The organism is Rhizobium pisi, from assembly GCF_003938655.1.
In the GTDB taxonomy this organism is placed as follows: Bacteria; Pseudomonadota; Alphaproteobacteria; order Rhizobiales; family Rhizobiaceae; genus Rhizobium; species Rhizobium pisi.
The window spans coordinates 1-25,467 of sequence record NZ_RJJT01000024.1; the positions used below are offsets into that span (position 1 = coordinate 1).

Annotated in this window: 23 protein-coding genes, 1 pseudogene and 1 riboswitch; of the genes and pseudogenes, 13 read left to right on the forward strand and 11 right to left on the reverse strand. The window is 60.7% G+C overall.

Annotated elements, in window-relative coordinates:
* Positions 1-173: 173 nt before the first annotated feature.
* The 3 genes from rpsI to EFD55_RS26655 form a co-directional block, all read right to left on the reverse strand.
* Positions 174-641, reverse strand: coding sequence for a 30S ribosomal protein S9 (gene rpsI, locus EFD55_RS26645; protein WP_009995734.1), 468 nt, complete (start codon positions 639-641; stop codon positions 174-176).
* A 2-nt stretch (positions 642-643) separates the two neighbouring features.
* Positions 644-1,108, reverse strand: a complete 465-nt coding sequence (gene rplM, locus EFD55_RS26650; protein ID WP_012483399.1) for a 50S ribosomal protein L13 — start codon at positions 1,106-1,108, stop codon at positions 644-646.
* A 314-nt stretch (positions 1,109-1,422) separates the two neighbouring features.
* Entirely contained in the window at positions 1,423-2,322 is a 900-nt protein-coding gene (locus EFD55_RS26655) for a LysR family transcriptional regulator (protein WP_183736860.1), read from the reverse strand.
* Positions 2,323-2,395: 73 nt separating this feature from the next.
* Here EFD55_RS26655 and EFD55_RS26660 point away from each other — a divergent pair, with 73 nt between their 5' ends.
* On the forward strand, positions 2,396-2,626 hold the full coding sequence (locus EFD55_RS26660) for a DUF1127 domain-containing protein (RefSeq protein WP_125849114.1): 231 nt from the start codon (positions 2,396-2,398) through the stop codon (positions 2,624-2,626).
* Between the two features lie 93 nt (positions 2,627-2,719).
* Positions 2,720-3,553 (forward strand): enoyl-CoA hydratase, encoded by an 834-nt coding sequence (locus tag EFD55_RS26665; RefSeq protein WP_125849116.1) that lies wholly within the window; start codon positions 2,720-2,722, stop codon positions 3,551-3,553.
* Here the strand turns inward: EFD55_RS26665 and EFD55_RS26670 are convergent, their stop codons facing one another.
* Complete coding sequence (locus tag EFD55_RS26670; protein WP_125849118.1) at positions 3,554-4,390, reverse strand: EamA family transporter; 837 nt, start codon at positions 4,388-4,390, stop codon at positions 3,554-3,556.
* 473 nt (positions 4,391-4,863) lie between these two features.
* Complete coding sequence (locus EFD55_RS26675) at positions 4,864-5,187, reverse strand: hypothetical protein (RefSeq protein ID WP_125849120.1); 324 nt, start codon at positions 5,185-5,187, stop codon at positions 4,864-4,866.
* A 134-nt stretch (positions 5,188-5,321) separates the two neighbouring features.
* Between EFD55_RS26675 and EFD55_RS26680 the strand changes: the two genes are divergently transcribed.
* The 5 genes and pseudogenes from EFD55_RS26680 to pstB all read left to right on the forward strand — a co-directional run bounded on the left by EFD55_RS26680 (position 5,322) and on the right by pstB (position 10,684).
* Positions 5,322-5,750, forward strand: coding sequence for a CoA-binding protein (locus tag EFD55_RS26680; RefSeq protein WP_125849122.1), 429 nt, complete (start codon positions 5,322-5,324; stop codon positions 5,748-5,750).
* A gap of 117 nt (positions 5,751-5,867) precedes the next feature.
* A complete protein-coding gene (locus EFD55_RS26685) occupies positions 5,868-7,151 on the forward strand; it encodes an O-acetylhomoserine aminocarboxypropyltransferase (RefSeq protein WP_125849124.1) in 1,284 nt (427 codons plus the stop codon).
* 23 nt (positions 7,152-7,174) lie between these two features.
* Complete coding sequence (locus EFD55_RS26690) at positions 7,175-7,519, forward strand: cupin domain-containing protein (protein ID WP_125849126.1); 345 nt, start codon at positions 7,175-7,177, stop codon at positions 7,517-7,519.
* Between the two features lie 232 nt (positions 7,520-7,751).
* Entirely contained in the window at positions 7,752-9,881 is a 2,130-nt protein-coding gene (locus tag EFD55_RS26695) for a bifunctional diguanylate cyclase/phosphodiesterase (protein WP_125849127.1), read from the forward strand.
* A gap of 45 nt (positions 9,882-9,926) precedes the next feature.
* A pseudogene (gene pstB / locus EFD55_RS26700) lies at positions 9,927-10,684 on the forward strand (phosphate ABC transporter ATP-binding protein PstB).
* A gap of 80 nt (positions 10,685-10,764) precedes the next feature.
* Here the strand turns inward: pstB and EFD55_RS26705 are convergent.
* Both EFD55_RS26705 and EFD55_RS26710 read right to left on the reverse strand, forming a co-directional pair.
* Positions 10,765-12,009 (reverse strand): cytochrome P450, encoded by a 1,245-nt coding sequence (locus tag EFD55_RS26705; protein WP_125849129.1) that lies wholly within the window; start codon positions 12,007-12,009, stop codon positions 10,765-10,767.
* Positions 12,010-12,150: 141 nt separating this feature from the next.
* Positions 12,151-13,581, reverse strand: coding sequence for a GGDEF domain-containing protein (locus tag EFD55_RS26710; protein ID WP_183736861.1), 1,431 nt, complete (start codon positions 13,579-13,581; stop codon positions 12,151-12,153).
* Positions 13,582-13,805: 224 nt separating this feature from the next.
* Here EFD55_RS26710 and clpP point away from each other — a divergent pair, with 224 nt between their 5' ends.
* The 4 genes from clpP to hupB all read left to right on the forward strand — a co-directional run bounded on the left by clpP (position 13,806) and on the right by hupB (position 19,321).
* Positions 13,806-14,435 carry an ATP-dependent Clp endopeptidase proteolytic subunit ClpP gene (gene clpP, locus EFD55_RS26715; RefSeq protein ID WP_003573944.1) on the forward strand — a complete coding sequence of 210 codons (630 nt, stop codon included), beginning with the start codon at positions 13,806-13,808 and terminating at the stop codon, positions 14,433-14,435.
* A 303-nt stretch (positions 14,436-14,738) separates the two neighbouring features.
* On the forward strand, positions 14,739-16,016 hold the full coding sequence (gene clpX / locus EFD55_RS26720) for an ATP-dependent Clp protease ATP-binding subunit ClpX (RefSeq protein WP_125849133.1): 1,278 nt from the start codon (positions 14,739-14,741) through the stop codon (positions 16,014-16,016).
* A 405-nt stretch (positions 16,017-16,421) separates the two neighbouring features.
* The gene (lon, locus tag EFD55_RS26725) at positions 16,422-18,839 is read left to right on the forward strand and encodes an endopeptidase La (RefSeq protein ID WP_125849135.1); all 2,418 of its coding nucleotides are present in this window, start codon (positions 16,422-16,424) and stop codon (positions 18,837-18,839) included.
* Positions 18,840-19,045: 206 nt separating this feature from the next.
* On the forward strand, positions 19,046-19,321 hold the full coding sequence (gene hupB / locus EFD55_RS26730; RefSeq protein ID WP_003558438.1) for a DNA-binding protein HupB: 276 nt from the start codon (positions 19,046-19,048) through the stop codon (positions 19,319-19,321).
* Positions 19,322-19,432: 111 nt separating this feature from the next.
* A riboswitch (FMN riboswitch) is annotated at positions 19,433-19,584 on the forward strand.
* 457 nt (positions 19,585-20,041) lie between these two features.
* Here hupB and EFD55_RS26735 read toward each other — a convergent pair.
* Both EFD55_RS26735 and EFD55_RS26740 read right to left on the reverse strand, forming a co-directional pair.
* Complete coding sequence (locus EFD55_RS26735; protein ID WP_125849137.1) at positions 20,042-21,211, reverse strand: IS91 family transposase; 1,170 nt, start codon at positions 21,209-21,211, stop codon at positions 20,042-20,044.
* A gap of 12 nt (positions 21,212-21,223) precedes the next feature.
* The gene (locus EFD55_RS26740; RefSeq protein WP_125849139.1) at positions 21,224-22,084 is read right to left on the reverse strand and encodes a tyrosine-type recombinase/integrase; all 861 of its coding nucleotides are present in this window, start codon (positions 22,082-22,084) and stop codon (positions 21,224-21,226) included.
* A 60-nt stretch (positions 22,085-22,144) separates the two neighbouring features.
* Between EFD55_RS26740 and EFD55_RS26745 the strand changes: the two genes are divergently transcribed.
* Positions 22,145-23,083 (forward strand): DMT family transporter, encoded by a 939-nt coding sequence (locus EFD55_RS26745; protein ID WP_125849141.1) that lies wholly within the window; start codon positions 22,145-22,147, stop codon positions 23,081-23,083.
* Positions 23,084-23,218: 135 nt separating this feature from the next.
* Here the strand turns inward: EFD55_RS26745 and EFD55_RS26750 are convergent, their stop codons facing one another.
* Positions 23,219-24,205 carry an aldo/keto reductase gene (locus tag EFD55_RS26750; protein ID WP_125849143.1) on the reverse strand — a complete coding sequence of 329 codons (987 nt, stop codon included), beginning with the start codon at positions 24,203-24,205 and terminating at the stop codon, positions 23,219-23,221.
* Between the two features lie 215 nt (positions 24,206-24,420).
* On the opposite strand from EFD55_RS26750, the gene EFD55_RS26755 reads away from it, so the two are divergent.
* Positions 24,421-24,843: a (R)-mandelonitrile lyase gene (locus EFD55_RS26755; protein WP_125849145.1), complete on the forward strand. Its 423-nt coding sequence runs from the start codon at positions 24,421-24,423 to the stop codon at positions 24,841-24,843.
* Between the two features lie 6 nt (positions 24,844-24,849).
* On the opposite strand, the gene EFD55_RS26760 is transcribed toward EFD55_RS26755, so the two are convergent.
* Entirely contained in the window at positions 24,850-25,455 is a 606-nt protein-coding gene (locus EFD55_RS26760; RefSeq protein WP_125849147.1) for a class I SAM-dependent methyltransferase, read from the reverse strand.
* Positions 25,456-25,467: the final 12 nt, after the last annotated feature.

Consider the following 25,467-nt stretch of genomic DNA (forward strand, 5'->3'; position numbering starts at 1 on the left):
GATCCTTCGGCACCAGGCTATCGAGCGTCACCATCTCAAGAGCCGTCTGGGTGGGGGCAGGTTTCTTCAACATGTCCCAATGAATCATAAACCCCTGGACGGTGCCAGGGGTTTGTCAGCAGTCTGAAGGCCGGGTCTCCCCGGCCTTCGTGAATTCCGTCTGTCCGAAGCGATTAACGCTTGGAGAACTGGAACGAGCGGCGGGCCTTTGCCTTGCCGTACTTCTTGCGTTCGACGACGCGGCTGTCGCGGGTCAGGAAGCCGCCCTTCTTCAGGACCGAGCGCAGGCCCGGTTCGAAGTAGGTGAGCGCCTTGGACAGGCCGTGGCGAACCGCGCCGGCCTGGCCGGAGAGACCGCCGCCGGCAACGGTTGCGACGATGTCGAACTGGCCGTCACGGGCAGCCGCAACGATCGGCTGGCGCAGGATCATCTGCAGCACCGGACGAGCGAAATATTCCGCGAATTCCTTGCCGTTGACGATGATCTTGCCGGAGCCCGGCTTAACCCATACGCGGGCAACAGCGTTCTTGCGCTTGCCGGTCGCGTAGGAGCGGCCGAGCGAGTCGACCTTGCGGACGTGGGCCGGAGCGGCAGCTTCCGAAGCCGTGCCGAGATCCTTCAGGGAGGAGAGGTCAGCCATGATCAGGCGCTCCTTACGTTCTTTTTGTTGAGCGCGGCAACGTCGAGTGCGACCGGCTGCTGGGCTTCATGGGGATGGTTGGAGCCGGCGTAGACGCGCAGGTTCTTCATCTGGCGACGGCCGAGCGGGCCACGCGGAACCATGCGTTCGACGGCCTTTTCGAGGACGCGCTCCGGGAAGCGGCCTTCGATGATCTGGCGCGCGGTGCGTTCCTTGATGCCGCCGGCATAACCGGTGTGCCAGTAGTAGACCTTGTCGGAATACTTCTTGCCGGTGAAAACGACCTTGTCGGCATTGATGACGATGACGTTGTCGCCGTCGTCAACGTGAGGCGTGAAGGTTGCCTTGTGCTTGCCGCGCAGGCGCATAGCGATGATGGAAGCGAGACGGCCAACGACCAGCCCTTCGGCGTCGATGATCACCCACTTCTTCTCCACCTCTGCAGGCTTCTGGGAGAAGGTTGCCATAGTGAATACTCTCTTTTAGGACCCTTGGCCCGAAGGCTTGAAGGGCGTTTCTTGTTGCTTGGATTGGCAGGCTCGAGGCATGCCAAAAAGAAAGCAGCCCGGAAAGGCTGCGTTCTGGCGCGGTGTATAAAGGGAATGTGACATCGGGTCAATATCGAGTCTTCCGGAGCCGTGAAAAAATTACAAGCAAAAACAATTAGTTGCATGCGTGGTATTCCAATACCTCACATTTATGAGGTGCGGCCGGCCCCCGTTTGGCTGTTTCGCGTCGCCTCTGCCGCCTTTCCGGCGGGACGTGACGCGCAGCCGCAGCCCTAGTTTTTGAACTCGCGCAGGCATTTCATCATTTCGCGAAGGCCGCGTGTCAGATGTTTGTCCCGGCGAAGAACCATGGCAAGCCGGCGCGTAAGCCTGGGCTTCAACGACGACGTGGTCACGAGGCCGGCGCGTTCGCGCTTCAGCGCCAGCCCAGGCAGGATCGACCAGCCGAGGCCGACGGCCACCAGCTCCTTGATCGCCTCGATGCTGCCGAACTCCATCGCAGGCCGGGTCCTGGCATCCGGGGCGGCCAACCATTCGTCGATCGCGCGCCGCGTATTGCCTCCCTCATAAAGCAGGAGCGCCCTCTCGCGCATGAAGGCGGCATCCGGCCCGCCTTCGGGCATGAGGCTGCCTGCAGGGGCAACGGCCAGCAATTCCTCCTCATAGAACGGTTCAATCTGGAAATTCCGTCCCGAGGCAGGCATGGCGACGACGGCGATATCGAGGCTGTTGGCCTCCAGATCGTGCAGAATGTCGTCGGCGTTACCGATGTGCACGGTGATTTCGAGACCGGGCATGCTTTTCCTGGCGGCGGCGATGGCGCGGGGAAGCAGATGGATCGACGCCGTGCCGCCGCTGCCGATGCGCACGCGGCCGCTCGCGCCATCTCGGTATGGCATCATCGCCTCTTCCGCGGCCGCCGACGCCTGAAGCAGGCGCCTTGCGTGCACAAGCAGGTCGAGGCCTGCCGCGGTGGGCTGCGCGCGCCGGCCGACGCGCTCGATCAGCCGGACGCCAAGCCGCTGCTCGAGCCCCTTGACCTGCAGGCTGACGGCCGGTTGCGTCAGTCCTTCCATATCGGCGGCGGCCGTAAAGCTTCCGAGATCGGCGACGTTGACGAAGGTCGCGAGCTGATCGAGATTGAGCGCCATACCAAAGAAATCCTTATGCATCTCATAATTTCCATAAGCTTCCTTCGCGGAATTTTCCAGCGCATCCTTCATGCGTTGGCGAAAGGAAGATGAAATGGCTTTGGAAACAGGCGAGACCACGGAGACATTGGGCGATATCGTCCGGTCGAAGGTCAGCGAGTTCATACGCTGGGGCCGGCGGTTGCTCGCGGCGATCGAGTGGCACCTCGAGAAGCGCCGCAGCCGCCGCACGCTTCTGGAGCTGACCGATGACGAACTTCGTGATGTCGGCCTGACGCGTGCGGAGGCGACGACCGAGGCATCGAAGTCATGGTTCTGGTCTTGACCGCAGCGGCCTGTGCGGGAACGGATCACGCTCGAAATTGCCGCTGCCTTGTGGCACAAAGGCTATCTGGAATCGAGCGCAGGGAGCAGTGTCATGGCCGAGATCGTATCCTTCCGGAAGGACGCAGACAGGATGGAAGAGGGCGGATTGTTGAGCCGCTCGCTGCGGGACGGCGTGTTGCGGCTCGTACTCAACAATCCGCCGACCAACGTGCTGTCGATCGCGCTTCTCGAAGCGCTGATGGCTGCGCTTGAAACGGCCGAGGCGGATCCGGATGTGCGCGTCGTCGTCATCGCCTCGACCGGTACTGTCTTTTCGGCCGGCCATGATCTCAAGGAGCTCACGGCCCATCGGGCCGATGAAGACCAGGGCGCCGGCTTCTTTGAGAAAGCCTTCCGGCTCTGCGCCGATCTGATGCTGAAGATCGCGCATCTGCCGAAGCCTGTCATCGCCGAGGTTGATGGGCTTGCCACGGCCGCGGGCTGTCAGCTGGTGGCCTCCTGTGATCTGGCGATCTGCACGGACACTTCGACATTCTGCACGCCGGGCGTCAACATCGGCCTGTTCTGCTCGACGCCGATGGTGGCCGTTACCCGTGCCACCCATCGCAAGCAGGCGATGGAGATGCTGCTGACCGGCGAAACGATCGACGCCTCGACCGCCAAGGATTTCGGCCTCGTCAACCGTATCGTGCCGAAGCAATATCTGGCGCAGGTGGTTGCCAAATATGCCGGGGTGATCGCCAGCAAGTCGCCTCTGACCCTGAAGATCGGCAAGGAAGCCTTCTACCGGCAACTCGAGCTGCCGGTGGAGGCGGCCTATGACCATACCGCCCGGGTGATGGTCGAGAACATGCTGACTGAGGATGCGCAGGAAGGGATCGGCGCCTTCCTCGGCAAGCGCAAGCCCGAGTGGAAGGGCGAGTGATCACGCCAATTTCAGAACCAGTCCGCCGACCGCGATGACGACGCCGGCGACGTAGCGCCAGATGCTGGCCTTTTCCTTGAACACGGTGACCGAGATCACCAGCGCGAAAAGGATCGCGGTTTCGCGCAAGGCGGCAACGGTCGCGACCGGGGCTTTCGTCATTGCCCAGAGTGCCAGCCCATAGGAGGCGATCGAGCCCGCGCCGCCGATGAGGCCGCGCCACCAGTTGCGGCGGATATGACGTGCCACGGCGACGCTGCCGCGCTGGGACACCGCCCAGGCAAACAACAGGACGGGCGGCAACAGCGACATCCACAACGTGTAGGAAACTGCATTGCCGGAAATACGCGCGCCGATGCCATCAACATAGGTGTAGCTGGCGATGACGCAGGCATTGGCGAGCGAGAAGATGACGGCACGGCCGCTGCCGTGCCGCGCCTCCAGAGCGAGCGTCAGGACGCCGGCTGAGATCGTCATGATGCCCGCAAGAGCGCCGGGGGACAGATTTTCATGCAGGATAAACCCGCTGGTCGCGGCAACCAGCAACGGCGCGCAGCCGCGCATCAGCGGATAGACGAGGCCGATATCGCCGGTCCGGTAAGCGGCGGCGACCAGCTGGAAATAGGCGAACTGCAGGATGGCCGAGGCGCCGATGAACGGCCAGGCGACGGCTTGCGGCAACGGCAGGAAGGCAAGGAACGGCAGCGCCGAAACCGCGCCGCCGGCCGAGATCAGCGCCGCGTCCAGCGATTTATCGCTGCCGGCCTTGACGATGGCATTCCATGTCGCGTGCAGCAATGCGCCGAAGAGAACGAGCAGGATGACGTCGATAGGCAAGGGAGCAAATCCGGAAGGAAACGAAAAGGAGAATACGCCTCGCCATAGGCGACCTAAATTCTTGAAAAGACAACTGCGATTTGCACGAAAATGAACAGGAGTGGTCGAGCACCACGTTCAGACTGGATGACATCCTTCCAATAAGTGAACAATGGGCGCCATTGGAGCAATTTTTACGTGCGCGCGACATGCGTTCAATCTACGCGGCGCTTTCAACTATGAGATGTTTCTAATGGATGCGGGAACATAAGGCGGCATTATCGGGAACAAAGAAAGAAAATGTCCGGAGGGCTTGGGGAGCCGATTATTCTATGCTGCTGAAATATAGATATTCTTCTATAACTTTGATATATCGGGAAATTAAGCTGCTGATTGCATAATCTGCGGGAAATCGCAGCGCGGGATTGAACCCGAGCCCTTCCCAACCGCGAAGGGCGTACAGGTTATGCGTCCGTCCAATCCGGGAAAAAACATCAAAGCTGATGATGCGGAAGGAAAAGCATCCCGTCAAGGTTGTCCATGTTCTGGCAATTCAGGACCGGACAGCGGGGATCGTCCTTCGAGGGGATATGCGTCCACTCCGCATACTCTGTCGCATCGCAATAATTGCTGTTGCGGACATAGCGATCGTAAAGCGGCAGACCGCGGGGGGACTGGTAGCGGAAGATGACGGCGCCCTGATTATGGATGGCGGCGCGAATGCTGGCGCAACTCATGGAGAGCGGATTGTAGCGCGAAATCGCCAGCGCCGGCGAAGCGGCGAGCACCAGCGTGAGGGCAAGAGCGATTTTTTTCATCGAATCATCCTCATAGGCATCCAACTCATATATACGGGAAAGATGCACTGCCAGTTTCACGGAAACGCAAAAAAACATGCGGGCCGGGCCGAAGGGCTTTCGGGAGTGGAGAATTCGGGAGTGGAGAAACGGATATGAACCACGATACCTACACGGATGATTATCTCGCCGAGATCCTGGGTTCAGTAAGGACCATCGCGCTGACCGGCGCTTCGCCCAATCCGGCGCGGCCGAGCAACGGCGTCATGGGTTATCTGCTGTCGCTCGGCTACGAGGTCATTCCCGTTAATCCGGGGCAGGCGGGTAAACAGATCCAGGGCCGCACCGTCTACGCCCGGCTTGTCGACATTCCCGTACCGATCGACATGGTCGACGTCTTCCGCGCCTCCGAATATCTGGATGGGGTCGTCGACGAGGCGCTGGCGCTGAAGCCGCTGCCGAGGGTCGTCTGGGCCCAGCTCGGCGTTCGCGACGATGCGGCTGCGGCAAAGGCAGAGGCCGCCGGCATCAAGATGGTGATGAACCGCTGCCCCGCGATCGAGTATCCCCGTCTCATTGCCTGAGTTGCGGTCGGCTGAGACGGATTTTCCACGGAACGCCCATGGGTTGAAATGGATCGCGATTAACTTTCGTCCTGGAGCGGTTATGATCCCGCCCGTCAGCAATAATTGGAGGACGACATGGCCAAGAACGATCCGGGATTCAACACGTTGGCGATCCACGCCGGCGCGCAGCCCGACCCGGCGACCGGCGCTCGGGTAACGCCGATCTACCAGAGCACCGCTTTCGTCTTCAACGATTCCGATCATGCCGCTGCGCTCTTCGGCCTGCAGGCCTTCGGGAATATCTACACCCGCATCATGAACCCGACGCAGGCCGTGCTTGAAGAGCGAGTCGCAGCGCTCGAGGGCGGCACGGCCGCCCTTGCTGTCGCCTCCGGCCATGCGGCGCAGATGATCGTCTTCCACACCATCATGCGTCCCGGCGAGAATTTCATCGCGGCCCGCAGGCTCTACGGCGGCTCGATCAACCAGTTCGGCCATGCCTTCGAGAATTTCGGCTGGCAGGTGCGCTGGGCCGATTCCGCCGATCCGGCGAGCTTCGAAAGCCAGATCGACGAGAAGACGCGGGGCATCTTCATCGAGAGCCTTGCCAATCCCGGCGGCACCTTCGTCGATATTGCCGCGATCGCCGAGGTCGCCCACCGCAACGGCCTGCCGCTGATCGTCGACAATACGATGGCAACGCCCTATCTCATCCGCCCGATCGAACACGGCGCCGACATTGTCGTGCATTCGCTGACGAAGTTTCTCGGCGGTCACGGCAATTCCATGGGCGGCCTCATCGTTGACGGCGGCACCTTCGACTGGTCGAAGTCGGGCAACTACCCCATGCTGTCGAGCCCGCGGCCGGAATATAACGGCATCGTCCTGCACGCGACTTTCGGCAATTTCGCCTTTGCGATCGCAGCCCGCGTGCTCGGCCTGCGCGACCTCGGGCCGGCGATTTCGCCCTTTAATGCCTTCCTGATCCTGACCGGCATCGAGACGTTGCCGCTCCGGATGCAGCGCCACAGCGACAACGCGATCGCGGTCGCCAGATGGCTGAAGGCGCACAGTAAGATCGCCTGGGTGAACTATGCCGGTCTCGACGACGATCCGAACCACGCCCTGCAGCAGCGCTACTCGCCGAAGGGCGCAGGCTCCGTCTTCACCTTCGGCGTCCACGGCGGCTACGAGGCGGGCAAGACGCTGGTCGAGGGGCTGGAACTCTTCTCCCATCTCGCCAATATCGGAGACACCCGTTCGCTCGTCATCCATCCCGCCTCGACGACCCACCGGCAGCTGAGCGACGAGCAAAGGATTGCGGCCGGCGCCGGACCCGACGTGGTGCGCCTTTCCGTTGGCATCGAGGACGTCAAGGACATCATCGCCGATCTCGAACAGGCGCTCTCTAAGATCTGAGATCAGAGGAAACCATGGGGACCATGACAAATTTCATTACCTTTAGCATTGACGGCGTCGAACCGGAGTTCGGCGCTCCGGAGGCTGAGCGGATCATCTCCGGCGATCCGCAATTTCGCACGTGGAATCTGGAGGAGGCAGAAGGCGGCCTCTATTCCGGCATCTGGGAGGCGACGCCTGGCAAGTGGCGGATCGTCTACGAGGAGTGGGAATATTTCAGCCTGCTCTCCGGCCATTCGATCGTGATGGAGGAGGGCGGCGAGCCGGTTCATCTGAAGACGGGCGACCGGATGATCCTCAGACCGGGCTTCAAGGGAACGTGGGAAGTGGTTGAAACGACTCGCAAGGACTATGTGATGAAGGTCTGAGCAATGCCCGCAAACCGACGTCGGCGATCCGGAGCCTGTCCCGGTTTGCGGCGATTATGGCCCCTTTCTCCGCGAATGGCCGCGTCTCTTTGCCGGATAGAATGCTTTTGATCTTTCGCATTAACGCCGCCTACATCGTCAAATGCTAAACCTTATCCGCAGCGCATTGCGGACATGATGTCTCCTGCCGTCTCACAGACATGACCTTGCAATCGATCTTTTCGGAATTTGCATGTCGTCGAAACTTGCAGGTAGGCACGTTCGTGCTCAGACGTTTTCCATCATTGCGACAACCGTCTGCTTCCTTGCCATCGCCCTCGTGCTGACCGGCCTCGTGAGCCATGTGGTCGTCACGATGACCCGGTCGGCAAACGAGATCGATGATGCCAGGGCCAATCGCGCCGCCCGGGCCGCGATCGCGGCCTTTGTCAGCCGCCTGAGCGCGACGACGAGGGATAACGCCGTATGGGATGATGCCTATACCGCGACCGCATCTGCGACCGCAGCCGATTGGGCCTATGAAAATTGGGGGAAAACCACCGAGGACTACCCGCTATATGACGGCGCGATCGTGATCGGCCCCGACGGGTCATCGATCATTTCCGCTTATGCAAAAGGCAAGCCTTTCGAGCCGGGCGTATTTTTTGGCGAAGCCTTTTATCGGCAGATCGATGCAGCCGCCGATCCGAAGCAGGCGCCGGTCATCAATTTCATCAAGACCGAAACCGGTATCGCGCTGATCGCGTCGCAGGCAATCCAGCCTTTCACGATAGAAGGCGAGCTGCCGAAGCTCAGCGTGCTGAGCCTCTACAAGGAATTCACGTCGGAAGTTCTCGACACGCTTTCGAACGAACACGAACTTGAGGGGTTGCGCCTTGCAGCCACCGCCGAGCCAGGTCTGCTCGACACGCCGATCACGGATATGAAGGGTGGCGTCATCGGCCATCTCGTCTGGCCGAGCAAAGCACCGGGCAGCGCCGTGTTTCATCAGGTCTATCCTTATGTTGCAGCCGCAAGCATCATTCTTGTGCTGTTTCTTGTCGGCGTTCTGCTGGTGGGCGCATCCGAAGCGCGGCGCCTGCGCCAATTGGCGCAAACGGCGCTTTTCGAGGCAAACCACGATAGCCTGAGCGGACTGTTGAACAGACATGGGCTTCTCAGCCTGCTGGAAGAGCTGGAGGCCTCGGATTCTTCGCCGCCCCGGCTCCATCTGGTCGATCTCGATGGCTTCAAGGCCGTCAACGACGCCTGGGGGCATGCGGTGGGGGACGAGTTGATCCGGATGGTCTCGACCGCGCTGGTGGCCTGCCATCCCGAAGTCGTTGCCGCGGCTCGGCTCGGGGGCGATGAGTTCGCACTGGTGCAGGTCGGGTCCGCCTCGGGCGAGGAGATGGAAAGGACCATCCTGGCGCTGTTTGCCGAACCCTTCAAAATCGAAGGTCGGACGATCGAGATTGGAGCAAGCATAGGCGCGGCTGCCTGCACCACAGGCGTATCGCCGCTGGAACTTCTCCGCAGAGCGGACATGGCTCTCTATCGCGCCAAGGCAAATGGCCGAGGCCAGGCAGTCGAGTACGACTTCGAGCTGGACCGGGAGCGGCAACGGGTCGCCGAACTGGAAAGCCTGTTGAAGAGTGCGATCAATGGTGGCGCGATCGAAGCCGTCTTCCAGCCTCTCGTCTCCGCCTCGACGGGCGCCATCACCGGTCTTGAAGCACTGGCGCGTTGGCGCACGGCGACGGGGAACATCAGTCCGGAGATTTTCATCCCTCTTGCCGAGAGATGTGGCCTCATCGATGCGCTCGGCGCTCACATGCTGAAAACATCGATCGAGCATGCCAGGAGCTGGCCCGATCTTGCACTGTCGGTAAACGTCTCGCCGATCCAGCTCTGCAATCCGGAATTTGCCGCCGAAGTGATCTCTCTCCTCCAAGAGCTCGATTTCGATCCGCATCGACTGACCTTGGAAATCACCGAAGGCGTTCTGATCACGAATCCGGATCAGGCCCGGCGCTCGATAGACCATCTCAAGCGCGTCGGCATCAAGTTCGCGCTCGATGACTTCGGCTGCGGCTACGCAAGCATCGGCGCATTGCGGCAGTTCGGCTTTGATCGCATGAAGATCGACCGATCGCTCGTGTCCGCTCTCGACGAGGCCACAAATGGTGCGGACGTTCTCCGGGCAACCATCTCTCTCGCAACCGCTCTGCAGATTCCCGTCACGGCCGAAGGGATCGAGAATAGTCGCCAGGCCGCGATCCTGCGAGATGCTGGTTGCGATCAGCTTCAAGGCTATCTGATGGGCAAGCCTATGTCGGCCAGCGACATATCCAGCAAGCTGCAGGAAGAGACCGCTGCATGATGCCTGTCTGATTTCCTCGCCGTCGCCCGCCTTGCCGGGAGGCCGATGGCCAAAGACAAGATCTCTCTTGAGAACGTCAATTTCTATTACGGCGACGCCCATGCGATCAAAGATGGGAGCCTGAGTTTTCCGGAGCGTCAGGTCTCGGCGCTGATCGGTCCGTCAGGCTGTGGCAAGTCCACGCTGCTGCGTATTCTGAACCGCATCTACATGCTGTATCCGAAGATGCGCGCCACCGGCTCGATCAAGCTCGACGGCAAGAACATCCTCGACCCAAGCTTTTCGATGAACGAACTGCGCGCCCGCGTCGGCATGGTGTTCCAGAAGCCGGTGCCGTTTCCGATGTCGATCTATGACAACATCCCCTATGGCATTCGCCACCACGAGCGCCTCAATAAGGCCGATCTGGATGTGCGCGTCGAGCAGGCGCTGCGTCAGGCGGCTCTTTGGGATGAGGTCAAGGACAAGCTGAAGGGCAGCGGTCTCGGCCTCTCCGGCGGCCAGCAGCAGCGTCTGTGCATCGCCCGCGGCGTGGCGCTGCGCCCGGAAGTCCTGCTTCTCGACGAGCCGACCTCGGCCCTCGACCCGATCTCGACTGCCAAGGTCGAAGAGCTGGTCTCGCAACTGAAGGGCGAGTTCACCATCGTGATCGTGACGCACAACATGCAGCAGGCAAGCCGTATCTCGGACAATACCGCCTTCATGTATCTCGGTGAACTGATCGAATACGGTCCGACGCTGAGATTTTCCAGTCGCCGAAGATCAAGCGCACGGAAGACTACATCACCGGCCGTTACGGCTGATACGGCAGTCCCTTGCAATGAAGAACGGCCGGCGTGCGTGTGCACCCGGCCGTTTTGATGAGAAGATCGACTGCGATGGCCTACCAGGCGAGATCCAGCCGGTCCAGCCCGTGGAAATGGTAGACGTCCTTGACCACCGGCGTCTTGGCCAGTCTTAAGCCGGCAAGCCGTTCGAACAGGATCGGCAGCACGATATTGAGCTCCAGCCGTGCCAGCGGCGCGCCGATGCAGAAGTGGATGCCGGCGCCGAAGGAGAGGTTTGCGGCCTCATTCCGATCGGGACGGAAGGTGAGGGGATCGGTGAACTTTGCCGGATCGAGATTGGCGGCGGCGAGGATGAGGCTGACCTTGTCGCCGCGCTTGAAGGAGACGCCGTCGATTTCGACGGGTTCCAGCGCCCAGCGCTGGAAGATATGGACAGGCGCGCCGATGCGCAGAGACTCCTCGACGGTGCACTCGGTTGCTGTTTCGTCGCGAAAAAGTTCAGCTGGATCGTAGCCGCTATCCAGAATGATGCGCACGGAATTACCGATCTGATGGACTGTCGCTTCATGGCCGGCATTGAGCAGCACGATGGTCGTTGAAACAAGTTCGTCTTCCGTCAGGTACTGGCCCTTGTGCTCTGTATGGATCATATGCGTCAGCAGGTCGTCACGCGGTTCGGCCCGGCGCTCGGCAATGACGGTCTTCACATAATCGGAAAATTCCCGTGCCGCCTGCTCCGCAGCATCTTCGTCTGCGCGGGTGCGCCCGAACATGTACATGCGGACATAAGCATGCGACCACTTGAGGAGCTGCGGTCCCATTTCTTCGGGAATGCCGATCATGCGGGCGATCATCGTCACCGGGATGATGTCGGCAAAGGCCGAGAGCAGCTCGACTTCGCCCTTGTCGGCAAAGCCGTCGATCAGTCTATTTGCGAGCTCCTCCAGCTCCGGCTTCATCTTCTCGACATGGCGGGAGACGAAGGCGCGGTTGACGAGCGTGCGCAGCCGCGTGTGTTCCGGCGGCTCGAGTTCAAGCAGGGAATAGCGTTCCGAAAGATCGAAACTGGCAAGATGCGGCATCGGCTCGGCAAGGCCGAGTTCCTCGCGGCTGGCGATATGCAGGATCTGTCGGCCGAAGCGACGGTCGCGCAGCAGTGCGTTCACGTGGTCGTAACCGGTGAAGAACCACTGCTTCTGCTCGCTCCAATAGAAGGTCGGGCAATGGGCGTGAAGCGCCGCATAGACAGCATTCGGATTGCCGTAAAAGGCCGGGTTGCGGGCGTCCAGCGAGACATGGCGGCTGGTGCGCTCGATCGAGAGGAAGGGCGGTATCGTCATGCTTCGAGGCTTAGCGGATTTGCCGGGCCTCGGAAAGATGGACGTGAGGGGCGGTGATGGAACATTGCGTGTAGGGCGGGCTCCATCACTTTAACATTTGCTTCTAACCCTGAGAATCGATTCCGATTTTCGGGGTCGATGCTAGCCGGCCCTTGAGAGCTGGCCCATGCGCCGGAGCGCCTCGACCTGATCGTCGACCGTCGGCACGAGTTCGCCTGCGGTGCTGTCCGGCGTCGCCGGCGCCGGTGCAGCCGCCTCCGCTTCGCCGAAAGTGACCGTGCAGTTGCGGCCGGCGCCTTTCGCCGCATAGAGCGCCCGGTCGGCAGCGGAGATCAGCTTGTCGATATTGGCTTCGATCGAGGAGGCGAGCGCAATGCCGATGCTGACCGTGACAGGAACGATCGCCTCGCCGGTGCTGACGGGAAGACGGCAGAATTCGGTGCGGATCGCCTCGGCGATCGCTTCGGCTTCCGTCTGGTCGGCGACGTCGGCGAAGGCCGCGAATTCCTCGCCGCCCATGCGGCCGAAGATGTTGTTCGGAATGTACTGGCGGGCCATACGGGCAAACGCGGTCAGCACGGCATCGCCGGACTGGTGGCCGAAGCGATCGTTGACGCGCTTGAAATGATCGAGGTCGAAGAGCATGACCGCGACCTGGCGCTGTTCAATGTGGGCTCTTTCCTGAATGGCGCCGAAATAGCCGAGCAGGCCGCGGCGGTTGAGCACGCCGGTCAGCGCATCGGTCAAGGTCAGCGCGCGCAGGTGGCGTTCGGAACGCTCCATGATCAGCCGGCAAGTGAACGCAAAGGCGATAGTGAGCAGGAAGGCGCTTGCCATGGCGGAGGCGCCGGCGAGATTGGTGGCGTCGATCTCGCTCGGCAGCGTCAGCGCCATCGTCAACGCCGAGCCGAAGCACAGGCAGCCCTGGATGACGAAGACACCCATCAATTTGACGCGGGTGCGCTCGCGACGCATGTCGCCTGCAGCAACTGCCATGGCAAGTGCCGTGGCGCCCGTCGAGGAAGCGAGATTGTAGAGCACGACGCGGTTCGAATAATCATCGTTGACCCAGGGCAGGAAAATCCCGGCCAGCCAGATGACCGGCGGCAGCAGCGCCCACCATTCGATCCTCTTGTGCTCAAGCGCAAGGAAGCCCGCCACCCAGGCGCTTTGGCCGAGCAGTGCGATGGCGTTGCCGGCCTCGATGGAAAGCACGCTCGGGATTTGGCCGCGCAGCGAGATCATCGCAAAGCCGATGCCGGTCAGAAGGAAACCGAAGCCCCAATAGAGATAGGCCTCGTTCCTGACATTGTGACGCCAGGCGACGAAGAGCACCAAAGCGAGCGTCATGGCCTCCGAACACCAGATGGCGAGACCTGTAGCGATATTGAACACGGCGGCAAACCCCTCGTCTGTCGGCCCTTTTCTGTTGGCCTGCATCCTTGCCGAGGAAGTTCGCCACTTTCTTAATGCCGCTGCACTGCGGCATGGATTTGCGCCGATATCTGCCGGTAGGCTTTCCGTTGGGTAAACGTATGTGAGCACTGCCGAATGGAGTAAGCCTTTCTTCATCCTGTCACGGAGAAAAGCCGGGGGAGACGTTGCCGAGGGCTCGCCGTTAACAGGCGTTTTGGCGAAAGAGGCTACCAGGAGCCGGAAACGGAGCCGTCTTGCCCGCCTTCTTAACGTTATCCTCATGCGTGTCTTGAAGAGAAGGGCCGGGACACTCTATGTAGGGGTAAGACATTTTCTTTGATTCCCGGCGCCGGCCGGCGAGACGTTGACAAAGGACGCACATGAGAAACCCAGTCGATACCGCAATGGCCCTCGTGCCGATGGTCGTGGAACAGACCAATCGCGGTGAACGCTCCTATGACATCTATTCCCGCCTGTTGAAGGAGCGCATCATCTTCCTGACGGGTGCCGTCGAGGATCACATGGCGACGCTCGTCTGCGCCCAGCTTCTCTTCCTCGAGGCCGAAAACCCGAAGAAGGAAATCGCGCTCTACATCAATTCGCCCGGTGGTGTCGTTACCGCAGGCATGGCGATCTACGATACGATGCAGTTCATCAAGCCCGCGGTTTCGACTCTCTGCATCGGCCAGGCCGCGTCCATGGGTTCGCTGCTGCTTGCCGCCGGCCACAAGGACATGCGCTTCGCCACCCCGAATTCCCGCATCATGGTGCACCAGCCTTCAGGCGGCTTCCAGGGCCAGGCTTCGGACATCGAGCGCCACGCCCGCGACATCCTCAAGATGAAGCGCCGCCTGAACGAGGTCTATGTCAAGCACACGGGCCGCACCTACGAGGAAGTTGAAAAGACGCTCGATCGTGACCATTTCATGGATGCCGACGAGGCCCAGGGTTGGGGCGTGATCGACAAGGTTCTGACCTCGCGCCTCGAAATGGAAGGTGAACAGGCCTAGTAATTAATTGGGATGGTGTTTTCCTCGCCACAGTTCTATCCCATTTGTGATTGAACAAGGGCTTTCATGCGGCGACGAAGACGCTAATAGTAACTATTAATGCTATGTTGAATTTTTATGACATAGCATTTGGCATTCGAAGGGGAATTCGTTGCCGCCGGAACCCGGACAGGATTGAATGGGCCCGGTTCGTAGCCCCTGAAGCCCTTCTCGGCAAAGGCTCCGGAGACGGAGTGCCGCCAGGAGCTGATTGAGTGGACCGCGATTTCGCGTTGAAATGCGGCGTGCTGGAAGGAAAGTGATATGAGCAAGGTCAGCGGCAGCAACGGCGGCGACAGCAAGAACACCCTCTATTGTTCGTTCTGCGGAAAGAGCCAGCACGAAGTCCGGAAACTGATTGCCGGACCGACCGTGTTCATCTGCGATGAATGCGTCGAATTGTGCATGGACATCATCCGCGAGGAGAACAAGTCCTCGATGGTCAAGTCCCGTGACGGCGTTCCGACGCCCCAGGACATCATCAAGGTCCTCGACGAATACGTCATCGGCCAGCGTCAGGCGAAGAAGATCCTGTCGGTCGCCGTTCACAATCACTATAAGCGCCTGGCGCACGCCTCCAAGAACGGCGAAGTCGAGTTGGCGAAGTCGAACATCATGCTTGTCGGCCCGACTGGCTGTGGCAAGACCTATCTTGCCCAGACGCTCGCCCGCATCATCGACGTTCCCTTCACCATGGCTGACGCGACGACGCTGACCGAAGCCGGCTACGTCGGCGAGGACGTCGAAAACATTATTCTGAAGCTCCTGCAGTCGGCCGACTACAACGTCGAGCGTGCGCAGCGCGGCATCGTCTACATCGACGAAGTCGACAAGATCTCGCGCAAGTCCGACAACCCGTCGATCACCCGTGACGTTTCGGGCGAGGGCGTGCAGCAGGCGCTGCTGAAGATCATGGAAGGCACGGTCGCTTCCGTTCCGCCGCAGGGCGGCCGCAAGCATCCGCAGCAGGAATTCCTGCAGGTCGACACGACGAACATCCTGTTCATCTGCGGCGGCGCATTCGCCGGCCTCGACAAGATTATCTCTGCCCGCGGCGAGAAGACTTCGATCGGTTTCGGCGCGACCGTCAAGTCGCAGGACGACCGCCGTGTCGGCGAGGTCCTGCGCGAGCTGGAGCCGGAAGACCTGGTCAAGTTCGGCCTCATCCCGGAGTTCATCGGCCGTCTGCCGGTTCTGGCGACGCTCGAGGATCTCGACGAGGACGCACTGATCCAGATCCTGTCCGAGCCGAAGAACGCGCTGATCAAGCAGTATCAGCGACTGTTCGAGATGGAGGATGTGGAGCTGAACTTCCACGAGGACGCTCTTCGCGAAATCGCCCGCAAGGCGATCACTCGAAAGACCGGCGCCCGCGGCCTTCGCTCGATCATGGAGAAGATCCTGCTCGACACGATGTTCGAGCTGCCGACGCTGGAAGGCGTACGCGAGGTCGTCATCTCGGAGGAAGTGGTGCGCGGTTCTGCCCGTCCGCTCTACATCTATGCCGATCGTCAGGAAGAAAAGGCCAACGCTTCCGCGTGACCTTGTGACTTTCACACGATTATTTTGAGGGGCTTGCCGTCGGCGAGCCCTTTCTATTTGAAAAACCATGCGAGGCGCTGTTAGTATTTTTCGCATGGGAACCGCGATTGCCTTTGTCGATATTGCGCAAGGGGCGGTGCTTGGCAAAGATGCAGTGAATTCCGTAAGCGTATTGCTGGCGTTTGTATTTTAGCCAGGTCGGAAGTGGTAAGCGCCGGTCCAGCCACGCGCTTCATAGTGTTGGCGTTCCGTTGTAATAAAGCTGTCACATCCGGGGAACGCGGGCGTTAGCGTGGCTTGAAAAGCGTAGTCAGAACCTCCACTTGTAGGCCAAGTGAGAGTGCCGGCCGGTCCCAAGCGGCCGTGCAGAGAGCCCGGCAACGGGACGATGGAAAGGACATAAAAATGACGAAGAAAACGTCTGTAGCGAGCAGCACTGCCTACCCTGTTCTGCCCCTGCGCGACATCGTGGTTTTCCCGCATATGATCGTGCCGCTGTTCGTCGGACGGGAAAAGTCGATCCGTGCGCTCGAAGAGGTCATGGGTTCCGACAAGCAGATCATGCTGGTGACGCAGATCAATGCCAGCGACGACGATCCGGATCCTTCCGCGATCCACAATGTCGGCACCGTCGCAAACGTATTGCAGCTGCTCAAGCTGCCGGACGGCACCGTGAAGGTTCTCGTCGAAGGCCGCGCGCGCGCCGAGATCGACGCCTATACCAGCCGCGAGGATTTCTACGAGGCGCTCGGCCATGTGCTCGAGGAGCCGCATGACGATCCGGTCGAACTGGAAGCGCTGTCGCGCTCGGTCGTTTCCGAATTCGAGAGCTACGTAAAGCTCAACAAGAAGATTTCGCCGGAAGTGGTCGGTGCCGCCAGCCAGATCGACGACTATTCCAAGCTCGCCGATACGGTCGCCTCGCATCTGTCGATCAAGATCACCGAGAAGCAGGAAATGCTGGAGACCACCAGCGTCAAGGCTCGCCTCGAAAAGGCTCTTGGCTTCATGGAAGGCGAGATCTCGGTTCTGCAGGTCGAAAAGCGTATCCGCTCGCGCGTCAAGCGCCAGATGGAGAAGACCCAGCGCGAATACTACCTCAATGAGCAGATGAAGGCGATCCAGAAGGAACTCGGCGACGGCGAGGAAGGCCGCGACGAGATGAGCGAACTGGAAGAGCGCATCTCCAAGACCAAGCTGTCCAAGGAAGCCCGTGAAAAGGCCGATGCGGAGCTGAAGAAGCTGCGCCAGATGAGCCCGATGTCGGCCGAAGCCACCGTCGTGCGCAACTATCTGGACTGGCTGCTCGGTATCCCCTGGGGCAAGAAGTCGAAGATCAAGGCCGATCTCAACAATGCCGAGAAGATCCTCGAAGCCGATCACTTCGGTCTCGACAAGGTCAAGGAGCGCATCGTCGAATATCTCGCCGTGCAGGCCCGCGCCACCAAGATCAAGGGCCCGATCCTGTGCCTCGTCGGCCCTCCGGGCGTCGGCAAGACCTCACTTGCCCAGTCGATCGCCAAGGCGACCGGCCGTGAGTATGTCCGCATGGCGCTCGGCGGCGTTCGCGACGAAGCCGAAATCCGTGGTCACCGCCGCACCTATATCGGCTCGATGCCCGGCAAGGTCATCCAGTCGATGAAGAAGGCGAAGAAGTCCAACCCGCTCTTCCTGCTGGACGAAATCGACAAGCTCGGCCAGGACTATCGCGGCGATCCGTCTTCGGCTCTGCTCGAAGTGCTCGATCCGGCGCAGAACTCGACCTTCATGGACCACTACCTGGAAGTCGAATACGACCTTTCGGACGTGATGTTCATCACGACGGCGAATACGCTGAACATTCCGGCGCCCCTGATGGACCGCATGGAGATCATCCGTATCGCCGGCTACACCGAGGATGAAAAGCGCGAGATCGCCAAGCGGCACCTGCTGCCCAAGGCCATCAAGGAACATGCGTTGCAGCCGGAAGAGTTTTCGGTCAGCGACGACGCCCTGATGGCGATCAGCCAGCAGTACACCCGTGAAGCCGGTGTCCGCAGCTTCGAACGCGAATTGATGAAGCTCGCCCGCAAGGCGGTGACCGAGATCATCAAGGGCAAGACGAAGTCCGTTCATGTGACGGCCGCCAACATTGCCGACTATCTGGGCGTTCCGCGCTTCCGCCATGGCGAAGCCGAGGGCGAGGATCAGATCGGTGTCGTGACCGGTCTTGCCTGGACAGAAGTCGGCGGCGAGTTGCTGACCATCGAAGGCGTGATGATGCCGGGCAAGGGCCGCATGACGGTCACCGGCAATCTGAAGGACGTGATGAAGGAATCGATCTCCGCGGCGGCCTCCTATGTCCGCTCGCGCGCCGTCGATTTCGGCATCGAGCCGCCGCGCTTCGACAAGAGCGACATCCACGTGCACTTGCCGGAAGGCGCGACGCCGAAGGATGGTCCCTCGGCCGGCGTCGCCATGGCGACCGCCATCGTCTCGATCATGACCGGCATCCCGGTGAGCAGGCATGTGGCCATGACCGGTGAAATCACCCTTCGCGGCCGCGTGCTGCCGATCGGCGGTCTCAAGGAAAAGCTGCTTGCAGCGCTTCGCGGCGGCATCAAGAAGGTGCTGATTCCGGAGGAAAACGCCAAGGACCTGGCGGAGATTCCGGACAACGTGAAGAACAACATGGAGATCATCCCGGTATCCCGCATGGGCGAGGTGATCAAGCATGCGCTGATCCGCCGACCGGAGCCGATCGAGTGGGACGGCACGGTGGAAACACCGGTCATTGCATCGGTCGAAGGCCTTGATGATACAGGGGCAACCATAGCGCATTGAGTGGCGCTTGCCACATTTATGCCCAATTGGCCCAAAAGACGCGAAAAGGCTGGCGGAAACGCCAGCCTTTTTTGTGAAAACGTCATGGAGACGCTTGCTTTTCCTTGATTTGCAGGGCTTTTGGGTTCTCGGCGGGCCTGATGAAACCTATTCGGCGCCTAGCTTACATTTGAGTCGTTTCATACCATTTAGAAAGGGGTGGAAACATGAACAAGAATGAACTCGTGTCCGCAGTGGCCGAAAAGGCTGGACTGACGAAGTCTGACGCGGCTTCCGCTGTCGATGCGGTTTTCGACGTTGTACAGGCTGAACTCAAGAACAAGGGCGACATCCGCCTCGCGGGTTTCGGTAGCTTCACTGTTTCTCATCGTGCCGCAACGAAGGGCCGCAACCCGTCGACCGGCGCTGAAGTCGACATTCCCGCACGTAACGTGCCGAAGTTCACGCCCGGCAAGGGCCTGAAGGATGCCGTCAACGGCTGATTAGATAGTCCGCCAGCCGTACACGAGAGCGGTTGCGCAGGATTTTTGAGGGGTTCGGCATCGCCGGACCCCTTTTCGTTTGCTCCCTGCAACGCTTTGTTCTACGAACGAAACCGTTCTCAGGGCGGGGTGAAAGTCCCCACCGGCGGTAAGGGCTGCGGCTCGAGCCCGCGAGCGCCTTCCGGAGCCTCGGCGAGGGAAGGGTCAGCAGATCCGGTGCAATTCCGGAGCCGACGGTATAGTCCGGATGAAAGAGAATGAGCATGGCCGCGTGCAGGCAGGGAACTGTCGGCGTTTGCGTGCCGTTGGCTCATGCGTCCTGATTTGTGTTAGTCCCTGTTCAGGATCGAAGACATGAATCTGGAGGGTTCTGTGAGGTCCGCGCGCTGTGCGTGCGGCATTCACTGATCGGACCTCATTGAAGCCGGATTGAGCGAAGGCGCGGGTTGTTTGGCGCTATGGGGATTTAGCCGAAGCGGTGGATGGCGTTTGGCGGAATCGAGCCTTGCCGGAGCACTTGGACAGGTCTGGAAGGAGATTCTTGCCGGTATGCGGTGTCTTTGACGCTCCTGTCGGCTGGTTTGCATCGGCCGAACCCTTGGTTCTGTTGCGCTTTACGTCGCCCATTACATCGCGCTGGCATGATTGGCCAAAGCACTCGCCTCGCGGCTCCTCGGCATGCCGACGCTGATCGTTGCAATGATGCCGGGCGTGATATGATCATGAACTGTCGTTCCATGCTGGCCGGCGTACCGGCTGGAGCGGGGTCCACGCGCCAATGATCGTCATGGTTCCGCCGCAACAGGAGCAGCGGCGCCGCAAAGGTGGTGGCTTTGCGTCCGGTTCTTCGACCGGCGGCGGCGGGACGTCGAGCAGGCTTCGGCACAGGTCCAGCTTCAGTTGTCGATGGCCATTGGCAAGCAGGCCGTAATGACGAATACGGTGAAAGCCGTCCGGAACGGTGTGAAGCAGGAAACGGCGGACGAACTCGTGGGCATCGAGCGTCATCACCTTTTGCCTGCCGCCCGTTCGATAATCCTTCCATCGGAATGTGACGCGATCGCCATCGATGCTGACGAGGCGGGAATTGGAGATGGCAATGCGATGGGTATAGCGCCCGAGATAGGCCAGCACCTGTTCGGGTCCGGCAAATGGCGGCTTGGCATAGACCACCCAGTCGACACGCCGCGTTTCTTTGACAATGTGATTGAACGCCGCCGGATTGGCCAGGCCGGCGATATCGCCAAAGAACTGAAGCTGGTCCAGGTCGTAGGCCTGCTTCAGCTCTTCGAGAAACAGCCGCCGGAACAGGCGTGACAGAACCCGCACGGGCAGGAAGAAGTTTGTCCGGCAGGCAACCCAGCGGGACTGGTCGGCCGACAATCCGCCGCCCGGCACGATGCAATGGATATGCGGGTGATAATGGAGCGTCTGGCCCCAGGAGTGCAACACCGCGATGAAGCCGATCTCTGCACCCAGATGCTTGGGATCGGCAGCAAGCCTGCGTAGCGTCTCGGCGACGGCGCGAAAGAGGATCGTGTAAACGGCATTTTTGTTCTGGAAGGCGATCGCGGCGATCTGCTGCGGTAGGGTGAAGACCACGTGGAAATAGCCGACCGGCAGAAGGTCGGCCTGCCGGGCAGCAAGCCAGTCACGGCTCGCCTGTCCCTGGCACTTTGGGCAATGCCGGTTGCGACAGGAATTATAGGCGATGCGGAACGCCGCGCAGTCCTGACATTGCTGGACATGCCCGCCCAGGCGAGCGGTCCGGCACATCTCGACCGCACTCATGACCCGGCGTTCGACACGCCCGAGATGGGTGTCGTGGGCTTGACGATATCTTTCCCCGTGGCGGCGAAAAATGTCCGCCACCTCCAGTCCCGCCGCCATGGCGAAGCTTGCTCAGCTTGGCGGCACCACCTCCAGCGTCAGCCGGTCGAGCGGGCTGGTCGTGCTGCGGATCAGGGTATTGGAGACCTTCGTGTAGCGTGCCGTGGTGGACAGATTGTTGTGGCCGAGCAAAACCTGGATGATGCGGATGTCCGTTCCGCTTTCGAGAAGATGGGTGGCAAAGCTGTGGCGCAGCGTATGCACCGTCACCCTTTTGTCGATGCCGGCCGCGGTGCACGCCGAACGGCAGGCAGAATACAGAACCTGGACGTCGATGGGTTTGGTCTCGTCCCGGCCCGGAAACAGCCAGACCTCGGGTCTCGCCAGCCGCCAATAGACCCGCAGGATCGCGAGCAACTGCGCTGACAGCATGACGTTGCGATCCTTTCCGCCCTTGCCATGCTCGACGCGGATGATGCCGCGTTCGCCATCAATGTCGCGGACCTTGAGATGGACAGCTTCCGAGGCGCGCAGCCCCGCCGCATAGGCTGTCGTCAGTGCGGTACGGGTTCTCAGGCTCGGAACTGCTTCCAGAAACCGCACGATCTCGTCGCCGTTCAATATCGTCGGCAGCTTGGAGGGTGTCCGCGCATAGGCAATGCGCTCCGGTATCTCGGCATGACCGAGCGTGACGCCAAAGAAGAACCGCAGCGCGCAGACTGTCTGGTTCAACGCCGGCCACGATAGGCCCGACGACACCAGATGCACCTGAAACGCACGCACGTCTTCCAGTCCGAGATGGTCTGGCGATCGCCCGAAATAGCGCGAGAACTTCGCCACCGCATGCAAATACGATCGTTGCGTCGCAGGCGAAAGGTTGCGGATCGTCATGTCCTCGATCATCCGCCGGCGTAGAGGGCTCATCTCCGTCATCGTCATCTCCTGTTTGAAGGTTGGGCAAAACAACCCATTCCTTCAAATCAGGAGCACTTCATGCAATCAGATCCTCCAAATGCCGCGAAAGCGGCTTCGTTCAATCAGAATTCCCTTGCAGTCTCGCAATCCCGCGCCTTTGCCGGCGCCGCTTTCATGGTGCTTGGAGGCGTGGCCTTCTCGCTCCTCAACGTCGTCACCCAGTGGCTGACCATGGAGCTCGCCTTTCCCTCGGCCTCTACGGCTTTCTGGCAATATGCCTTCGCCTTCCTCTTTTCCTTGCCTTTCCTGCGCAAGGCCGGCCTTTCGGCAATGCGCACCAACTATCCGTGGCGGCATGTCGTGCGCGTTGTCTTTGCCGCGCTCGGTGTCGAGGCCTGGGTTTCGGGCCTCGCCTCGGTGCCGATCTGGCAGGCGATCGCACTCGTCATGACCTCGCCCTTCTTCATCATCCTTGGCGCCCGACTGTTTCTCGGCGAACGTGTCGGTCCGGTCCGTTGGGCGGCAACGGCCGTCGGCTTCGCCGGCGCGATGATCATCCTCCAGCCATGGTCGGACAGCTTCACCTGGGCCGCATTGCTGCCTGTTCTCTCAGCGCTGCTGTGGGGCGCCTCGTCGCTCATCACCAAGAGCCTCACCGGCATCGAGAAGCCGGAGACGATTACCGTCTGGCTGCTGGTGCTGCTGACGCCGATCAACGGCGGCCTGGCGCTTGCCGCGGGCTTTGCGGTGCCGACGGGTGCGGCGCTCGCGCTCTTCCTGCTCGCGGGCCTCCTGACGGTCGTGGCGCAATATCTGCTGACCCTTGCCTATGCCAGCGCCGATGCCGCCTATGTGCAGCCGTTCGACGATCTGAAGCTGCCGCTGAACGTGCTCGCCGGCTGGCTGTTCTTCGGCTATGCGCCGGCCGGCTACTTTTGGCTGGGGGCAGCACTCATCCTTGGCTCATCGCTCTTCATCATGAGGAACGAGATGCGCCGGGAAAGGGAAGTGGCCTGACGCAAGCCCTCTGAAATGTCGCTCCGGATTGTTGTCCGGCGCGAGTGGAACGATGATGAGAATCGATGAAATGAAAATGGCCGGGTGAAAACCCGGCCATCTGCGTTTCGGCTATTTGTTCTCGAGTGTCGACGCCTACCAGCGCTGATGCACATGCGGGGCGATCAGCCGCTCGTAGATCTCGCGCGTTGCCGCCATGACGTCGGCCGAAAGCGGTGCGAGGTCGGCGGCGGTGGCGTTGGCCTTGGCCTGCTCGGCATTGCGGGCGCCGGGAATGACGACGGTGACGGCATCGCTCATCAGGATCCAACGCAGCGCAAAGGCGGCCATGGTCGCCCCTGCCGGAACGAGCTTGCGCACTTCCTCCACCGCCTGAAGGCCGACGTCGAAGGGAACGCCCGCGAAGGTCTCGCCAACATCAAAGGCTTCGCCGTGGCGGTTGAAGTTGCGATGGTCATCATTGGCGAATTGGGTGTCGCGGGTGATCTTGCCGGAGAGCAGGCCGCTTGCGAGCGGCACGCGGGCGATGATCGCCACGTTCCTGCGGCGCGCCTCCTGGAAGAACAGGTGATCCGGGCGCTGGCGGAAGATGTTGTAGATGATCTGGATGCTGACAACGCCGGGATATTCGATCGCCTTCAGCCCGTCCTCGACCTTTTCGACGCTGACGCCGTAACCTTTGATCTTGCCGGCCTTCTGCAGCTCGTTCAGACTCTCGAAGACTTCAGGCTGGTAAAGCACTTCACGCGGCGGGCAGTGCAACTGCACGAGGTCGAGGCTGTCGACGGCGAGATTCTCAAGGCTGCGGTCGATGAAGCCTTCCAGATTGGCCTTGGTGTAGCCTTCGGCGACATGCGGGTTGAGGCGTCGGCCCGCCTTGGTGGCGACCATCGGGCGTTCTCCGCCGCGCGCCTTCAAGACGTCGGCGATGATCTTTTCCGAGCGCCCGTCGCCGTAAACGTCAGCCGTGTCGATGAAGGTCATGCCGGCATCGAGCGCGGAATTCAGCGCCGCGCGTCCGTCCGCCTCGCTGATATCGCCCCAGGAGCCGCCGATCTGCCAGGCGCCGAAGCCGACATTGGTGACGGTGAAAGGCATGCGGCCGAAAGCATGGTGTTTCATGAAAAATCCTCCCTACTGCTTGTCGCCTGGAAGCTTGCAGCGACGACATGCATAAAAACAAAGAGCCGGCACGTCGCATGAATCAGGAACGATGCGGCGCGCTTTAGTGATGAAAGACACCGGACTATCAGGCGGGCGACTGTGCGGCAATTGACGAACCGGCTTTGATCGGTCGCCTTGATGAAATATCGTCGCGTTACAAGGCTTCAACCGCAATGGATGGAAAAGGAAAGATCATGGAGATCACACCCGCCGGCTCTCGCCCCTCGATGAAGGCGCCGGCCGACTATTTCACCGGCGCCGTTCGCCAGGACCCGCTGATGGAAGCGCCGGCGCCGGCTCGGTTGAGGGCAACCTCCGTCACCTTCGAGCCTGGCGCCCGCACGGCCTGGCACACGCATCCGCTCGGCCAGACGCTGATCGTTACATCAGGCAAGGGACTCGCCCAGAGCTGGGGCGGGGAAATCCGCGAGATCAGGATCGGCGACACGATCTGGTTCGCGCCGGGCGAAAAACATTGGCACGGTGCTGCCCCGGACACGGCAATGACGCATATCGCCATCCATGAAGCGCTGGATGGCAGTGTCGCAGACTGGTTGGAGCAGGTGAGCGACGAACAATATTCCGGCAAGGTGTGAAGCGGTTCAGAGCCGTTTCAGGCAATAGGAAAAATGCGCGTGTGATTCGACCGTCAGAAACTCGAATTGCCAGCCATAATCCTTGCAGAACTTGGTAACCGCCTCGACGACGCCGTAGACGATCGGCTTGACCGTGTTGCCGGTGCAGAAATCATGCCCGGCAATACGTCCCGTCCGCTTCACCTTCCTCTCGCAGAGCAGGAGTTCCTGCCAGGTGAGCTCGAAGGAATGGTCGGTATCGATATAGGCCCAGTCGAGAAAGTCGTCCTCGAATTCGGCAAGCTTTTCGAGCGATGTGCCCTGCATCAGATGCAGCCGGCCGGCCTCGATCTCGGCCGCGAACTTCGTATGGATCGAATCGAGGCCGGAGCTGTAGCGATCCATCGACCAGGGATCGATGAGGTAGAGCTGGGCCGGCCGGTTCTTTTCCAGGATCTCCGCCGTATATTCGCCGAAGGCCGCTCCCACCTCGACCCCGATGCCGCCGTTCGGGATGCGGTAGAGCAATTCGCCGCGGTCCGGCAGCAGACGGGCGTTTTCCATATGATGGGCGCTGAGGGGAGTGCGCGGCATGTTCGCCCGGAGCGCCTGCCTTTCTTCACGTGTCTTCATCTCTGATCTCGG

Excerpts from the sequence above, each read along its gene's own strand:
- rpsI (WP_009995734.1), bottom strand. The coding sequence starts at position 641 with ATGGCTGACCTCTCCTCCCTGAAGGATCTCGGCACGGCTTCGGAAGCT.
- rplM (WP_012483399.1), bottom strand. The coding sequence starts at position 1,108 with ATGGCAACCTTCTCCCAGAAGCCTGCAGAGGTGGAGAAGAAGTGGGTG.
- EFD55_RS26655 (WP_183736860.1), bottom strand. The coding sequence starts at position 2,322 with ATGCATAAGGATTTCTTTGGTATGGCGCTCAATCTCGATCAGCTCGCG.
- EFD55_RS26660 (WP_125849114.1), top strand. The coding sequence starts at position 2,396 with ATGGCTTTGGAAACAGGCGAGACCACGGAGACATTGGGCGATATCGTC.
- EFD55_RS26665 (WP_125849116.1), top strand. The coding sequence starts at position 2,720 with ATGGCCGAGATCGTATCCTTCCGGAAGGACGCAGACAGGATGGAAGAG.
- EFD55_RS26675 (WP_125849120.1), bottom strand. The coding sequence starts at position 5,187 with ATGAAAAAAATCGCTCTTGCCCTCACGCTGGTGCTCGCCGCTTCGCCG.
- EFD55_RS26680 (WP_125849122.1), top strand. The coding sequence starts at position 5,322 with ATGAACCACGATACCTACACGGATGATTATCTCGCCGAGATCCTGGGT.
- EFD55_RS26685 (WP_125849124.1), top strand. The coding sequence starts at position 5,868 with ATGGCCAAGAACGATCCGGGATTCAACACGTTGGCGATCCACGCCGGC.
- EFD55_RS26690 (WP_125849126.1), top strand. The coding sequence starts at position 7,175 with ATGACAAATTTCATTACCTTTAGCATTGACGGCGTCGAACCGGAGTTC.
- EFD55_RS26695 (WP_125849127.1), top strand. The coding sequence starts at position 7,752 with ATGTCGTCGAAACTTGCAGGTAGGCACGTTCGTGCTCAGACGTTTTCC.
- EFD55_RS26705 (WP_125849129.1), bottom strand. The coding sequence starts at position 12,009 with ATGACGATACCGCCCTTCCTCTCGATCGAGCGCACCAGCCGCCATGTC.
- EFD55_RS26710 (WP_183736861.1), bottom strand. The coding sequence starts at position 13,581 with ATGAAGAAAGGCTTACTCCATTCGGCAGTGCTCACATACGTTTACCCA.
- clpP (WP_003573944.1), top strand. The coding sequence starts at position 13,806 with ATGAGAAACCCAGTCGATACCGCAATGGCCCTCGTGCCGATGGTCGTG.
- clpX (WP_125849133.1), top strand. The coding sequence starts at position 14,739 with ATGAGCAAGGTCAGCGGCAGCAACGGCGGCGACAGCAAGAACACCCTC.
- lon (WP_125849135.1), top strand. The coding sequence starts at position 16,422 with ATGACGAAGAAAACGTCTGTAGCGAGCAGCACTGCCTACCCTGTTCTG.
- hupB (WP_003558438.1), top strand. The coding sequence starts at position 19,046 with ATGAACAAGAATGAACTCGTGTCCGCAGTGGCCGAAAAGGCTGGACTG.
- EFD55_RS26735 (WP_125849137.1), bottom strand. The coding sequence starts at position 21,211 with ATGGCGGCGGGACTGGAGGTGGCGGACATTTTTCGCCGCCACGGGGAA.
- EFD55_RS26740 (WP_125849139.1), bottom strand. The coding sequence starts at position 22,084 with ATGACGGAGATGAGCCCTCTACGCCGGCGGATGATCGAGGACATGACG.
- EFD55_RS26745 (WP_125849141.1), top strand. The coding sequence starts at position 22,145 with ATGCAATCAGATCCTCCAAATGCCGCGAAAGCGGCTTCGTTCAATCAG.
- EFD55_RS26750 (WP_125849143.1), bottom strand. The coding sequence starts at position 24,205 with ATGAAACACCATGCTTTCGGCCGCATGCCTTTCACCGTCACCAATGTC.
- EFD55_RS26755 (WP_125849145.1), top strand. The coding sequence starts at position 24,421 with ATGGATGGAAAAGGAAAGATCATGGAGATCACACCCGCCGGCTCTCGC.
- EFD55_RS26760 (WP_125849147.1), bottom strand. The coding sequence starts at position 25,455 with ATGAAGACACGTGAAGAAAGGCAGGCGCTCCGGGCGAACATGCCGCGC.